This is a genomic window from Agrococcus versicolor (assembly GCF_039531815.1).
In the GTDB taxonomy this organism is placed as follows: domain Bacteria; phylum Actinomycetota; class Actinomycetes; order Actinomycetales; family Microbacteriaceae; genus Agrococcus; species Agrococcus versicolor.
The window spans coordinates 160,578-175,218 of record NZ_BAAAQT010000006.1; the positions used below are offsets into that span (position 1 = coordinate 160,578).

Annotated in this window: 9 protein-coding genes; 2 read left to right on the forward strand and 7 right to left on the reverse strand. The window is 72.8% G+C overall.

Annotation, left to right across the window (positions count from 1 at the left end; genetic code table 11):
• The first annotated feature begins 115 nt into the window (after positions 1-115).
• Positions 116-3,451, forward strand: coding sequence for an error-prone DNA polymerase (locus tag ABD249_RS09070; protein ID WP_344342784.1), 3,336 nt, complete (start codon positions 116-118; stop codon positions 3,449-3,451).
• Positions 3,452-3,541: 90 nt separating this feature from the next.
• On the opposite strand, the gene ABD249_RS09075 is transcribed toward ABD249_RS09070, so the two are convergent.
• The 4 genes from ABD249_RS09075 to ABD249_RS09090 all read right to left on the reverse strand — a co-directional run bounded on the left by ABD249_RS09075 (position 3,542) and on the right by ABD249_RS09090 (position 10,243).
• The gene (locus ABD249_RS09075; RefSeq protein WP_344342786.1) at positions 3,542-6,829 is read right to left on the reverse strand and encodes an ExeM/NucH family extracellular endonuclease; all 3,288 of its coding nucleotides are present in this window, start codon (positions 6,827-6,829) and stop codon (positions 3,542-3,544) included.
• A gap of 189 nt (positions 6,830-7,018) precedes the next feature.
• Entirely contained in the window at positions 7,019-8,383 is a 1,365-nt protein-coding gene (locus tag ABD249_RS09080) for an NAD-dependent succinate-semialdehyde dehydrogenase (RefSeq protein ID WP_344342788.1), read from the reverse strand.
• A gap of 130 nt (positions 8,384-8,513) precedes the next feature.
• The gene (gene purU / locus ABD249_RS09085; protein WP_344342790.1) at positions 8,514-9,362 is read right to left on the reverse strand and encodes a formyltetrahydrofolate deformylase; all 849 of its coding nucleotides are present in this window, start codon (positions 9,360-9,362) and stop codon (positions 8,514-8,516) included.
• Between the two features lie 38 nt (positions 9,363-9,400).
• Positions 9,401-10,243 carry a hypothetical protein gene (locus tag ABD249_RS09090; RefSeq protein WP_344342792.1) on the reverse strand — a complete coding sequence of 281 codons (843 nt, stop codon included), beginning with the start codon at positions 10,241-10,243 and terminating at the stop codon, positions 9,401-9,403.
• A 120-nt stretch (positions 10,244-10,363) separates the two neighbouring features.
• Here ABD249_RS09090 and ABD249_RS09095 point away from each other — a divergent pair, with 120 nt between their 5' ends.
• A complete protein-coding gene (locus ABD249_RS09095) occupies positions 10,364-10,969 on the forward strand; it encodes a hypothetical protein (protein ID WP_344342794.1) in 606 nt (201 codons plus the stop codon).
• Between the two features lie 13 nt (positions 10,970-10,982).
• Here the strand turns inward: ABD249_RS09095 and ABD249_RS09100 are convergent, their stop codons facing one another.
• The 3 genes from ABD249_RS09100 to ABD249_RS09110 all read right to left on the reverse strand — a co-directional run bounded on the left by ABD249_RS09100 (position 10,983) and on the right by ABD249_RS09110 (position 14,613).
• Entirely contained in the window at positions 10,983-11,414 is a 432-nt protein-coding gene (locus ABD249_RS09100; protein ID WP_344342796.1) for a DUF779 domain-containing protein, read from the reverse strand.
• A gap of 82 nt (positions 11,415-11,496) precedes the next feature.
• Positions 11,497-13,020: an acetaldehyde dehydrogenase ExaC gene (gene exaC, locus ABD249_RS09105; RefSeq protein ID WP_344342798.1), complete on the reverse strand. Its 1,524-nt coding sequence runs from the start codon at positions 13,018-13,020 to the stop codon at positions 11,497-11,499.
• A gap of 390 nt (positions 13,021-13,410) precedes the next feature.
• Entirely contained in the window at positions 13,411-14,613 is a 1,203-nt protein-coding gene (locus ABD249_RS09110) for a GAF domain-containing protein (protein WP_344342799.1), read from the reverse strand.
• Positions 14,614-14,641: the final 28 nt, after the last annotated feature.

Below are 14,641 nucleotides of genomic sequence, written 5' to 3' on the forward strand. Positions count from 1 at the left end.
ACCAACGTGGAGGCCGGCCACGGAGGGCGCGTCGCTCGAGCACCCGCTCGACGAGCGCCGACGACCGCCGTCGGCCCTCGCCGCATCGCGGACGACGCCGCGAGAGGAGGCGACGATGGGCTGGCGCAACCCGCCGATGCCGTGGCGCGAGCTCGAGGCCATCCTCGACGGCCGGGCCGCCGAGGCGCCCTCGCTCGAGCCGTACCCGCAGGAGCGCGAGCGGCGCTCGCGACCGGATCCCGAGCGCCTCGTGCCGTACGCCGAGCTGCACGCGCACTCGCACTACTCGTTCCTCGACGGCGCCTCGAGCCCGGCGCAGCTCGTCACCGAGGCGACCGCGCTCGGCCTCGAGGCGCTCGCGCTCGTCGACCACGACGGCCTCTACGGCGCGGTGCGGTTCGCGGAGGCGGCCGACGCGGTCGGGCTGCCCACGATCTTCGGCGCCGAGCTGAGCCTCGAGCTGCCCGAGCCGCAGAACGGCGTCGCCGATCCCGTCGGCGACCACCTCCTCGTCCTGGCTCGCGGGCCGGAGGGCTATCGCAGGCTCGCCGCGACCCTCACCGACGGCTACCTCGCCGGCGGCGAGAAGGGGCGACCGGTGCTGCACCTCGAGCAGGTCGCCGAGCGCGCGGGCGAGTGGCTCGTGTCGACGGGATGCCGCAAGGGCGCCGTGCGCCGCGCCCTCGAGCGCGACGGGGCCGACGCCGCACGCGTCGAGCTCGATCGGCTCGTGTCGCTGTTCGGCCGCGACGGCGTCATGGTCGAGCTCACCGACCTCGGCCTGCCCGACGACGGCGAGCGCAACCAGGTCCTCGCGACCCTCGCCCTCGAGCGCGGCCTGCCGCTCGTGGCGACGACGAACGCGCACGTCGCGAGCCCGCGGCAGCAGCTGCTGGGCGATGCGATGGCCGCGGTGCGCGCGCGTCGCAGCATCGACGAGCTCGACGGCTGGCTGCCCGCCGGCGGCGTGCCGAGGCTGCGCTCGGGCGCCGAGATGCGGTGGCGGTTCCGCGCGTTCGACGGCGTCGTCGAGCGCGCGGCCGCCATCGGTCGCGAGCTGGCGTTCGGCCTGCGTGCGGCGAGCCCGCGCCTGCCCGACACCGAGGTGCCCGAGGGGCACACGCAGATCTCGTGGCTGCGGCAGCTCGTCGCCGAGCGTCGTCGCCGCGTCTACCCGGACGACGACCCCGCCGTCGACGCTCGCCTGCAGCACGAGCTGCGGCTCATCGAGGAGAAGGGCTTCGCCGGCTACTTCCTCATCGTGTGCGAGATCGCCGACTTCGCCCACGCGAACCGCATCCTGTGCCAGGGCCGCGGCTCGGCGGTCGCGAGCGCCGTGTGCTTCATCCTCGGCATCACGGCCGTCGATCCCATCCTCTATCGGCTGCCGTTCGAGCGGTTCATCTCGATGATCCGCGAGGAGGAGCCCGACATCGACATCGACTTCGACGCGTCCAGGCGCGAGGAGGTCATCCAGCACGTCTACGAGCGCTATGGCAGGCGCAACGCGGCCCAGGTGGCGAACGTCATCACCTACCGGCCGAAGTCGGCGGTGCGCGACGCTGCGAAGGCGCTCGGCTACGCCGTGGGGCAGCAGAACGCGTGGTCGAAGCGCGTCGAGGGGTGGAGCACCCCGGCGGTCGATGGCACCGAGGGCATCCCCGACACCGTGCTGACCCTCGCCGACGACTTCCTGCACTCGCCGCGGCACCTCGGCATCCACTCGGGCGGCATGGTGCTCACGAAGGAGCCCGTCGGTCACGTGTGCCCCATCGAGCCCGGCCGCATGGAGGGCCGCACGGTGCTGCAGTGGGACAAGGACGACTGCGAGTGGATGGGCCTCGTGAAGTTCGACCTGCTGGGCCTCGGCATGCTCGGCGCCATGCAGCACACGATGGACATCGCCGCAGAGCACCTCGACGAGCGGTGGACGGTCGCGACGATCCCCGCGGAGGAGGCGGGCGTCTACGACATGCTGTGCGCCGCCGACGCCGTCGGCGTCTTCCAGGTCGAGTCGCGGGCGCAGCTCGCGACGCTGCCGAGGCTCCGGCCGCGCGCGTTCTACGACCTCGTCATCGAGATCGCCCTCATCCGCCCCGGCCCCATCCAGGGCGACGCCGTGCATCCGTACCTGCGCAGGCGCAACGGCCAGGAGCCCATCACCTACCCGCATCCGCTCGTCGAGCCCGTGCTCGAGCGCACGCTCGGCGTGCCGCTGTTCCAGGAGCAGCTCATGCAGATCGCGTCTGCGGTCGGCGGCTTCACCGCGGCCGACGGCGACGAGCTGCGTCGAGCCATCGGCTCGAAGCGCAGCCGGGAGCGCATGGGCGAGCTGCGCGAGCGGCTCTTCGAGGGCATGCGCGCCAACGGCATCGTCGGCGACCTCGCCGACAGCATCTGGCGCAAGATCGAGGCCTTCGCCGGCTTCGGGTTCGCCGAGTCGCACTCGCTCGCGTTCGGCAAGCTCGTCTACGCGTCGTCGTGGCTCAAGCTGCACCATCCCGCGGCGTTCCTCGCCGGCCTGCTGCGTGCGCAGCCCATGGGGTTCTGGTCGGGGCAGACGCTCAGCGCGGATGCGCGCAGGCACGGCGTCGAGGTGCTCGGCCCCGACATCGTGCGCTCGGCGGCGATGGCCGACCTCGAGGCGCACGGCGAGCGCACGCCGGGCGACGAGGCGTGCATGACGGCGCACCAGCCGCCCGTGCCGCAGGAGGTCGGGCCGAACGACCACGCCCGGCATCGTCGCGACCGAGGGTTCGCCGTGCGGCTGGGCATCGCGAGCGTCGCCCACGTGAGCGACGCCGATGCCGCTCGCGTCGTCGCGGCCCGCGACGAGGCGCCGTTCACGGGCATCGACGACGTCGCCAGGCGCGCACGGCTCGACCGCAGGCAGCTCGAGTCGCTCGCGACCGCCGGTGCCTTCGCGTCGCTGGGGCTCGAGCGGCGCGAGGCGCTGTGGCTCGCGGCGCCCGCGTCGACCGAGCGCGAGGACCAGCTCGCGGGCACGTCCGTCACGGTGCAGCCGCCGCTGCTGCCGATCATGTCGGAGGCCGAGCAGACGGCGCTCGACATCTGGGCGACGGGCGTGAGCCCCGACGACCATCCCGTGCGGCATGCGCGGGCGGCGCTCGAGGCGGACGGGGTCGAGCCCATCGCGAGCCTGTCGACCGTCGAGCCGGGCAGGCGCCGCTGGGCGGCGGGCATCGTCACGCATCGCCAGCGGCCGCAGACGGCCCAGGGCGTGACGTTCATGAACATCGAGGACGAGACGGGGATGCTCAACGTCGTCTGCTCCGTGGGGCTCTGGAAGCGGTATCGCAGCGTCGCGAAGCACTCGGCGGCGCTCAAGGTGCGCGGCATCCTGCAGCACTCGCAGGGCGTCGTGACGATGATGGCCGACCGCATCGAGCCGTTCGATGCGGCAGCCCCGCCGTCGCGCGACTTCCGCTAGCCGCGCGACCGCGCGCCCACGGCATCCCGCCGCGAACGCGACGACGGCGCCCGGCCGAGGCCGGACGCCGTCGTCTTCAGCGCTGCGCGATCAGCAGGGCGTCTGCCATGCCTGCGGCGAGAGCGTCGCCGGGCCGCCGACGTTCAGCACGAGCTCGGGGTCGAGCTCCGACACGATGTCGGCGACGTCGAGCGTCGTGCACTGCCCGGGCGAGAGCAGCAGCGGGCCGCCCGTGGCGCCTGCGGCAGCGGTCGCCGAGAGCGCGTCGCTGAACACGACGCCCGATGCGACGACGATCGCCTGCGGGTCGGTCGGCTCGAGGAACCGCTCGACGATCGCCGCGTTCGTCGCGTAGCGGTCGGCGCCCGCGACGCGCTGCGCGCTGTCGACCTCGGTGCGCAGCGTGCCGAGCACGCGGTCGCCGAGGGTCGCGCGGCCACCGACGACGGTGACCTGCGTCGTGCCGAGCGACTCGAGCGCGTCGAGCGTCGCCGTCGGCACCGAGTCGGGCGTCGACAGCAGCACCGGCACGTCGCCGAGCGTCGCCGCGACGCCGCTGGCCGAGAGCGCATCCGAGAAGATGAGCCCGCTGGCCACGAAGGCGCGCTCGGCGGAGCCGAACACCTCGGTCGCGACCGCTGCGGCGACCTCGAAGCGGTCGGCGCCGGCGATGCGACGCACCTCCGCGTCGGGGAAGCGCGCGACGAGCGCGTCGAGCACGGCGGGGGAGACCGTCGCCTCGCCGCCGACGATCGTGATCGACGGCGGGTCGAGACGGTCGAGCTCGGCGAGCGTGCTGCCGAGCAGCGCGTCGCGCGTCGTCAGCAGCAGACTCGCGTCGTCGTGCGCGGCCGCGGGGCCGGCCGACAGCGCATCGGTGAAGATGGCGCCGCTCGCGAGGTACACGTCGGACCCGGGGGCGAACAGCGCCGCCGACGCGGCTGCGTTCGCCTCGTAGCGGTCGGCGCCCGCGAAGGTCGTCACCTCGACGCCCGGCACGACCGGCGCCTCGAGGTCGAGACCGACGAGGACCGCATCGTGGTCGGATGCGCGGTACGGGTCGGGTGCGTACAGCGCGTCCTGCGCCGGCTGCTTGAACGTCATGTCGTAGTCGAGGATGGGCACCTCGTCCGAGTTCGCCGTCCATGCCGCGGCGTCCACGACCTGGTCGCCGAGGCCGGGACCGGCGAGGGCGTAGTCGAGGTAGCCGAGCTGGCCGTCGAAGACGTACGTGTACGCCTCCTCGCCCTGGAACCGCTCGAGCTGGTCGACGTAGCCGGCCGACTCGAGCGCGACGATCGGGGCCTCGTGGTCGTACGAGTTCAGGTCGCCGAGGATGAGCACGTTGTCGGTGCCCGCCTGCGTCGGGTCGCCCGCGAGCCAGTCGGCGAGCGCGGCTGCCGCGTTCGTGCGGGTGAGGTTGCAGTTGCCCGCGCCGTCGCCCAGGTCGGGGTCGCCTGCGCAGGCCGAGCCCTTCGACTTCAGGTGGTTGACCGACACCGTCAGCAGCGCGCCGGTGTCGTTCGTCGCGAACGTCTGCGCGATCGAGGGCCGGTTGCGCGTCGTGTCGAAGCGCGGGTCGACCGTCGAGTCGAGCACGGCGAAGGCGCCCTGCGGGGTCACCGAGGCGGGCTGGTAGATGACCGCCGTCGTGATCTCGTCGGTGCCCACGACGCCGGTGTCGATCGCGGCGTACCGCGGCTCGGCCGCCGCCTCGTTCAGCGCGGCGACGAGGGTGTCGAGCGCGACGCCGTCGTTGTTCTCGATCTCGAGCAGGCCGACGATGTCGGCGTCGAGCTCGAGGATGGCGGCGACGATCTTCGCCTCCTGGCGGTCGAACTCCTCGGCGGTGTTCGCGCCGCGGCTGTCGAGCGTCGTGAAGTAGTTGAGCACGTTGAACGACGCGACCTGCAGGTCGCCGTCGACGACGGGCACCTCGGGGCGAGGGTTCGTGGCCTCATGGTCGGCGCCCTGCGTGGGCTGGATGCGCCACACGGGGTCGGTCTCCGCGGTGTCCGCGCGCCAGTCGAGCACGCCGGTCACGTTCGTGACGTCGTCGCCACCGCGGAACGTGTTGGCGAGCGTGAACGCCTCGCCGTTCGGGTGGATCGCCGGGTCGGGGTTCTGCTGCGCCCGCACGTCGTCGAGCACGATGCGGTTGGCGAGGTTCGCCGCCGCGAGGTCGATCGCCGCCTGCGAGCCGGGCGCGTGGATCGCGGTCGGCTGCAGCTGGCGGTCGGTGCCGAGGACGATGGTGCCGAAGCGCGCGTACTCGAACGTCTCGATCACCGAGAGGGTCTGCGGGATCGCGACGAGCATGCTCTCGAGCGACTCGGGCGCCTGCAGCGGGATGGCGACCTCGGTCGTCGCGGGCAGCGCGACGTCCTGCTCGCACAGCCCGAAGCCGTCGATCGTGATCTCGGTGAGGCCGCGGAACTCCGAGACGGCGCCACCGACGCGCACGGCGTCGCCGACGGCGACGTCGACGAGCGCTGCGGCGTCGAAGACGAAGATCGCCTCGCTCGTGGTGACGAGGTCGTCCTGGTCGGCGTCCTCCTCCTGCACGACGAAGCCGGAGAGGCCGGGCTGGACGGCGGTCACGACGCCCTCGACCTCGACCTGGGATCCGACGATCGGGCTGGCGTCGCCCGGGCCCTGCGCGTCGCCGATCAGCACGACGCCGTCGGTGCCGCACGTGAGCGGCTCGATCGCCGGGGCCTCGGCGACGCGGTTCGGCGCGCCGGGGGTGTTGTAGGCCTCGCCGCCCGCGGGCAGGAGGGTCTCGAAGCCCGGAGCCCCTGCACGGCTGAACGCGTTGCGCACCCAGTCCGCCTGCGTGTTCGTGTCGGTGCCGTCCGGGACGCGGCTCGCGCCGCCGGGAGCGAATGGTGCGCCGTCGTACGAGACGCCCAGCCGGACCTCCGCATAGGTGAGGTCGGCGGCGCCGCCGTCGTGCACGGAGACGCCGTCGACGACCGTCAGGGCGACGTCGAGCACGCCGTCGTCGTTCGTGTCGAGGTCGGTGCCGGTGGCAGGCACGGCACCCTCGACGAGCAGCAACGTCATCGTGCCGTTCTCGAGCGCGTCGGCGGGCAGGGTCGCGAGGTACAGGCCGTCGGCGTTCGTCGTGCCGAGCGTGATCACGCGATCGAGCGTGCCGGTCGCCGTGCCGGAGGCGTCTCCCTCGATCGACAGCACGCGGAAGGCCGACAGGTCGGTGCCGGGTGCGGCGTGCACCTCGACGTACTCGACGTCCGTGCCCGTCGTGCTGGCGGAGAACTCGTTGATCGTCGGGTAGGCGGCGGCGTTCGCGACGCCGGCACCCCCGAGCGCCACGAGGGCGGATGCCGCGACGGCGGTCGCGGTGGCGACGCTCAACGAGCGTCGGATGGCCTGAGGCATGCGTGGTCCTTGGGCTTCGGTGGCAGGGATGCTGCTCAACCTAGCCAGAGCCTGTGACGACACGTCCGGATCTCGTATGACGATTCGGTGAACCTTGTCGGGGGACGCGCGAAGGGGGCGCGCAGCCGAGGCCGCGCGCCCCCTCCGGGCATGGTCGGACGTCGCCTACGGCAGGCGCACGACCTTCTTGTTGAGGAACTCCTCGATGCCCAGCACGCCCATCTCGCGGCCCGTGCCCGAGCGCTTCACGCCGCCGAAGGGCAGGCCGGCCTCGTCGGCGAGCACGGCGTTGACGAACACCATGCCGGCGTCGATGCGGTCCGCGATGCGCGAGGCCTGGGCCTCGTCGGTCGTGTAGACGTACGAGCCGAGACCGAACGGCGTCGCGTTGGCGACCTCGATCGCCTCGTCCTCGCTCGAGACCCGGTAGAGCGATGCGACGGGGCCGAAGAACTCCTGCTGGTACGCGGGGTTCTCGGGCGCGATGTCGGCGAGCACCGTCGGCCCGACGAGCGCGCCGCCGTCGCCCGAGGGCGAGGCGCCGCGCAGCAGCGCCGTGGCGCCCGCGGCGATCGCGGCGTCGATCTGCGACTCGAGGCGGTCGGCGGCGGCCTTCGACGAGAGCGGCCCGAGCAGCAGGTCGTCCTCGGGGGCGCCGGGCGCCTGCTCGGCCATCTTCGCCGTCATCCGCTCGGCGAACGCGTCGTAGAGGTCCTCGTGCACGATGAAGCGCTTCGCGGCGTTGCACGACTGCCCAGAGTTGTCGAGGCGCGCGTTGACGGCGTCCTCGACGGCCTGGTCGAGGTCGTCGGTCGACAGCAGGATGAACGGGTCGGAGCCGCCGAGCTCGAGCACCGCCTTCTTGAGGTTGCGGCCCGCGACCTCGGCGACGGCCGCGCCCGCGCGCTCGGAGCCGGTGAGCGAGACGCCGCGCACGCGGGGGTCGGCGATGACGTCCGCCGCCTGCTCGTTCGTGAGGAACACGTTCGTGTAGGCGCCGACCGGGAAGCCGGCCTCGGCGAAGATCGCCTCGATGGCGAGGGCCGACTCGGGGCACTGCGGTGCGTGCTTGAGGAGGATGGGGTTGCCGACGACGAGGTTCGGGCCGGCGAATCGGGCGACCTGGTAGTACGGGAAGTTCCACGGCATGATGCCGAGCAGCGGGCCCATCGACGACTTGCGCACGACGGCGCGGCCGTCGTCGGTCGCGAGGGGGAGGTCGGCGAGCAGCTCCTCGGCGTGGTCGGCGTACCAGCGGTAGATGGCGGCGGCGAACTCGACCTCGCCCGTGGCCTGGCTCCGCGGCTTGCCCATCTCGCGCATGATGATGGCGGCGAGCTCGTCGACGCGCTCCTCGTGGAGATCGGCGACCTTGGCGATGCGTGCGGCGCGCTCGGCGACCGACTCGGCGCTGATCGCGTGCCACGCGCTCCATGCGCCCGCGATGGCCTGCTCGAGCTCCTCGGCCGTGGCCGTGGGGTGCACCTCGCCGGTCTCGCCCGTGTACGGATTGACGACCTGATACTGCATGGACTGCGCTCCTTCGCTGCGGATGCCACCCAGTATGCGGGTCGTGACGACGGATCGCATAGGGATCGGGCGCGAATGCCTTCGGATCCGTCGGCGGAGGGCAGGCGAGCGCGTCACCCTCCGCGGCGCGTCAGCGGAAGATGATCGTGCGCTGCCCGTCGAGCAGCACGCGGTCCTCCGAGATCCACTGCACGGCCCGGGTGAGCGTGCGCGACTCCTCGTCCTGGCCGATGGCCATGAGCTGCGCCGGCGACTGCGCGTGGTCGACGCGCACGACGTTCTGCTCGATGATCGGGCCCTCGTCGAGGTCGCTCGTGACGAAGTGGGCCGTCGCGCCGATGAGCTTCACGCCGCGCGCGTGCGCCTGGCGATACGGGTTCGCGCCCTTGAACCCGGGCAGGAACGAATGGTGGATGTTGACGATGCGGCCTGCGAGGCGTGCGCAGAGCTCGGGGGAGAGGATCTGCATGTAGCGGGCGAGCACGACGAGCTCGACGTCGTGCTGCTCGACGACCTCGAGCACGCGCGCCTCGAAGGCGGCCTTCGACGCCGCGTCGGTGACGGGCAGGTGCTCGAACGGCACGTCGTAGAAGGTCGCGAGCGAGCCGAGGTCCGGGTGGTTCGACAGCACGAGCGGGATGTCGACGCCGAGCTGCCCCGCGCGCTGCCGGAAGAGCATGTCGCCGAGGCAGTGGCCCGCCTTCGAGACGAGCACGAGCGTGCGCAGCGGGCGGCCGACGTCGTCGAGCTGCCACTGCATGCCGTAGCGCTCGACCACGGGTGCGAGCTCGCGCTCGAAGTCCTCGCGCGGTCCGTCGGCCTCGACCTGCAGCCGCATGAAGAAGCGGTCTGTGTCGGCCGAGGAGAACTGCTGCGACTCGGTGATGTTGCCGCCGCACGCCACGATCGCTCCCGTGATGGCGTGCACGATGCCGGGGCGGTCGTCGCACGCGAACGAGAGGATCCAGTGGTTCGTCACGAGCGACGAGTCTACGAGCCGCGACGCGGCGCGAGGCGTCAGCCGAGCGCGCGCGCGAACGCCGCCGCGAACGCGGCCTGGATCTCGGCGTCGGTGAGCGCGACCTGCGGGTCGGCCGTCTGGTCGTACGTCGACGAGACGAGCAGCTCGCCCGCGGTCGCCCAGCAGAACGCCGACCGGCTGAACCGCACGCCATCGGAGGAGTACAGCATCCCGCCGCAGACGGCTCCGTCGTAGCCCGCCGGGGTCGGGAACGCCGTGGGCGTCTGCTCGGGCGAGCCGGTGCCCGCGGTCGCGCAGGCGCCGTGGTCGGCCTGGATGCGCTCGAACGCGCTCGCGGCGTCCGGCGTGGCCCAGATCCGCGTCGCGAGGCTCGAGGGGAACGGTGGCGCGGACACGTCGCCGCTCGAGGCCCACTCGGTCTCGGCGAACGCGGTCGACGACTCGAACGGCGGGCCCGTGACGTACCAGTAGCCGGGACCGCAGGGCCAGTACTGCGGCGGCACCCCCACGGCCGCGTAGTCGATGTACGAGGGCACCCAGCCCGCCGGCACGTCCGCGGCGGTCGGCAGCAGCGCGAGCACGTCGTCGTCCGTCGTGGTCGTCGACGCGGTGAGCGGCGTGAAGGCGACCTCGTCGCCGGGCGCCGCGGTCGGTCCGGGTCCGGAGGCGGCAGGCGGCGTGACGGCCGGAGGCGGGGCGGGTGCGGCAGCCGTCTCCGACGGGGAGGGCGACGGCGAGGCCGACGCCGATGCCGACGGCGAGCCCGACGGCTCGGCCGAGGCGCTCGAGGACGAGCCAGGATCGGCGCCCGAGACCGCGCAGCCGCTCAGCAGCACGGCGGCGAGCAGCGGCAGGGCCAGGATGCGACGCGACGACATGTCGCGCATCATCGCGTGCGGGGCTGGATGCTCGCCCCACGCGGACCGTGCGAGCGCCGGTGAGGGCGCGGGCCACGCGAGGGTCAGCGATCCCGCAGCACGACCTCGTAGGGTCTCGACATGCCCAGGCGACTGCTCGTCCTCCCCGCCATGGTCCTGCTCCTGTCCGGATGCGCGGCCGGCGCGACCGAGCCGGAGGGGGAGGCAGCGCCTGCACCGTCCGCGTCGACGTCGGCCGAGCCGTCCCCGACGGCGGCGGAGCCCACCCCGTCGGCATCCACGGCGCCCGCGCCGGAGCCGGAGGCTGCGCTTCCCCCCATGCCGCAGACGTGCGCCGACCTCGACTCGCCTGCGACGGCCGCCGCGGCGGAGGCCACCGACTACGCGCCGAACGCCAGGGAGTGGGATCCGCAGTCGGTCGACGGGCTTCCCGCGCCCGTGCTCACGTGCCTCTGGGCGCCGGATGGAGGATCCGACAGCCTCGTCACGGTCGGCGTCTACGAGGTCGACGACGCGGCGATCGCCGCGATGGCGGACGACTGGCAGTGGACGATCTCCGAGGTCGCGGGCGTCGAGCTCCGCTACCGCGGCCCGCTCGAGACCGAGTTCTCCGCAGGCGAGCACGCCTGGGCGACGCGGGAGGGCAGGCTCGTGTACGTGCTCGGCAGCCAGTCCGACGCCGGCCTGCCGATCGCGCAGGCCGTCGTGCCCGTCGTGCTCGGCTGAGGGCGGGCGGGCGTCAGCCGGCGAGCACGCCCGCGTCGACGAGCGAGCGGTACTCGTCGTCCGAGAAGATCCGCGACCGGATGAGGAAGCGGACGCCCTCGGGCGCCTCGACCGAGAAGCCCGAGCCGCGGCCCGGCACGACGTCGACCGTGATGTGGGTGTGCTTCCACAGCTCGTACTGCGACGCGCTCATCCAGAACGGCAGGGTCTCGTCGACCCCGTCGATGCGCAGCTCCTCGAGCAGCACGTCCGACCGTCCGGTGCGGAACATGCCCTTCGGGTAGCACATGGGCGCCGAGCCGTCGCAGCAGCCGCCCGACTGGTGGAACATGAGCGGGCCGTGCATCGCGACGAGGCGCCGGATGAGGTCCGCGGCCCCCTCGGTCACGGCGACGCGCTCGATGCCCTGCGCGGGGGCGGGGCTCGTGGTGCTCGGATCGGTCATCGTCGACCTCCTTGGTGCGGGACGGGGCCCGCAGCGCCAGCATGGCACCGCGAGCCCCGTCCGGACAGCGCTTGCGGATGGATCAGAAGAAGCCCATGGGCCCCTCTGCGTAGGAGACGAGGAGGTTCTTCGTCTGCTGGTAGTGGTCGAGCATCATCTTGTGGTTCTCGCGGCCGATGCCCGACTGCTTGTACCCGCCGAACGCGGCGTGCGCCGGGTACTGGTGGTACGTGTTCGACCACACGCGGCCGGCCTCGATCGCGCGGCCTGCACGGTACAGCTGCGCGCCGTCGCGGCTCCACACGCCCGCGCCCAGGCCGTAGAGGGTGTCGTTGGCGATCGAGATCGCCTCGTCGAACGAGTCGAACGTCGTCACCGACACGACCGGTCCGAAGATCTCCTCCTGGAACACGCGCATGCTGTTGCGTCCCTTGAAGACCGTCGGCTGCATGTAGTAGCCGCCGGACAGGTCGCCGCCCAGGTCGACGCGCTCGCCACCGGTGAGGATCTCGGCACCCTCCTGCTTGCCGATGTCGATGTAGCTGAGGATCTTCTCCAGCTGGTCGTTCGAGGCCTGCGCGCCCATCATCGTGTCGGTGTCGAGCGGGTTGCCCTGCTTGACCTTGCCGACGCGTGCGAGGCCGTCCTCGATGAAGCCGTCGTAGATGCTCGACGCGATGAGCGCGCGCGACGGGCACGTGCACACCTCGCCCTGGTTGAGCGCGAAGAACGAGAAGCCCTCGAGCGCCTTGTCGTAGAAGGCGTCCTTCTCGCGCGCGACGTCCTCGAAGAAGACGTTGGGGCTCTTGCCGCCGAGCTCGAGCGTCACGGGGATGAGGTTCTCCGACGCGTACTGCATGATCAGGCGGCCGGTCGTCGTCTCGCCCGTGAACGCGATCTTGCGGATGCGCGGGTGCTGCGCCAGCGGTGCACCGGCCTCGAACCCGAACCCGTTCACGATGTTCAGCACGCCCGGCGGGATGAGGTCCTCGATGAAGGACAGCAGCACGTGGATCGACGCGGGCGTCTGCTCGGCCGGCTTCAGCACGATCGCGTTGCCCGCCGCGAGCGCGGGGGCGAGCTTCCACACGGCCATGAGGATGGGGAAGTTCCACGGGATGATCTGCCCGACCACGCCGAGCGGCTCGTGGTAGTGGTACGCGACGGTGTCGCCGTCGAGCTCGGAGATGCCGCCCTCCTGGGCGCGCAGCGCGCCGGCGAAGTAGCGGAAGTGGTCGGCGGCGAGCGGGATGTCGGCGGCGAGGCACTCGCGCACGGCCTTGCCGTTCTCGTAGCACTCGGCGACCGCGATGGCCTCGAGGTTCTCCTCGATGCGGTCGGCGATCTTGTTGAGGATGTTCGCGCGCTCGGTGGGGCTCGTCTTGCCCCAGGTCGCGAACGCCTTCCAGCCGGCCTCGACGGCAGCGTCGACGTCCTCGCTCGTGCCGCGCGCGACCTCGCAGAAGGTCTGGCCGGTGATGGGGGTCGGGTTCTCGAAGTACTGCCCCTTCACGGGCGGCACGTACCTCCCGCCGATGTAGTGGTCGTACCGCGACTCGTAGGAGACGACGGAGCCCTCGGCCCCGGGTCGTGCGTAGACGGTCATGTCACCCTCTCTAGACGTCATCGTCATGCGGCGGGTTGCCGTGCTCGCACGCTACGCGCACGGAGGTTGCAGGAGGTTGCAGCCCTTCGAGGCTCGCTGCGCTCGCACCTCAGGGAGCGGGTGGCCGGCACCCCCGCTCGCTGAGGTGGCCCGCACGCCCGCTCGCTGCGCTCGCACCTCAGGGAGCGGGTGGCCGGCGCACCCGCTCGCTGGGCTCGCACCTCAGGGAGCGGGTGGCCCGCACGCCCGCTCGCTGCGCTCGCCCGCACACCCACTCCCTGAGGAGGCCGCGAGCGCAGCGGGTGGCCGGCTCACCCGCGAGCGCAGAGAGCAGCCGTCCACCCGCTCCCTGAGGAGGCCGCGAGCGCAGCGAGCAGCCGTCTCGAAGGGCTACCCCAGCTCGCGGTCGAGCCGCTCGAGGTGCTCGACGACCGCCGCCCGCCGCGGCGAGCGCGGCGGGAGGCCGTGCAGCAGCTGCATCCACGCGTCGCGATCCGTGCGTCCGTGCGTCGACGCGTAGTCGTAGAGCACCTCGGCGGAGGCGGAGGTCAGCAGCGCCGTGCGCAGGCGCCCGGCGATCTCGTCGCGCGCGGCGACGATGCCGGGGGCCGTCGAGCCCGGCACGAGCGGACCCCGGTAGCAGGCGAGCGCGACGCGGTGCGCGCCGCGGTCGAGCAGCGACAGGAGCCGATCGACGTCGGTCTCGAGCGCCGTCGCGAGCCGGTAGGGCCGCGAGTCGACGCGCACGGCGGGCGCGAGCGCGCGCTTGAGCCGCGTCATCTCGGCGCGCAGGGTCACGGGGGAGGCGTCGTGCTCCGAGAGCATCGCGGCGAGCTCGGCCCCCGAGAGGCCCTCGGCGTGCAGGGCGAGCAGCACGAGGATCTCGGTGTGCCGCATGGTGAGCCTGCGGTCGCGCCCATCGCTCACGATGCCGGTGTCGACGCCGAGGCACGCGAGCGTCGGCACGGACATCGGCTGCGCCGAGCGCGCGAGCGTCAGCCGCTGCACGAGCAGCTCGCGCTCGACCGCCGCCGCCGTGGCCTCGAGCAGCGGCAGCACGTGCGGGTCGACGACCTCGCTGCCGCCGGTGATGTCGATGACGCCCAGCAGCCCGCCGTGCTCCGGGTCGTGCACGGGCACCGCCGAGCAGCTCCACGGCTGCACGACCTCGGCGAAGTGCTCGTCGCGGTGGATCTGGATGGCGTGGTCGATCGCGAGGGCGGTGCCGGGCGCGCTCGTGCCGACGCGCGCCTCCGACCAGTCGGCGCCTGCGACGAACAGCATCGACTCGGCGCGGGCCTTGAGGCTGCGGTCGCCGTCGACCCACAGCAGGCGGCCCATGGCGTCGCCGACGGCGACGAGCACGCCCGAGCCGTCGTCGGCATCCCGGTGCAGGAGGCGCGAGATGACGGGCAGCGCGGGGGCGAGGGGATGCGCGGAGCGGGCGGCGTCGAGCGCGCAGCCGTCGAGCGCGAGGGCGGCCGACACGTCGGGTGCGAGGCGCTCGCGACGGGCGCGATCCCACGATGCGCGCACGACGGCGCGCTCCTCGCCGCTGCCGGGCTGCGCGAGCCATGGGCTCAGCGTCGTCATGCAGGCACCCTCGCCATGGGCACACCCT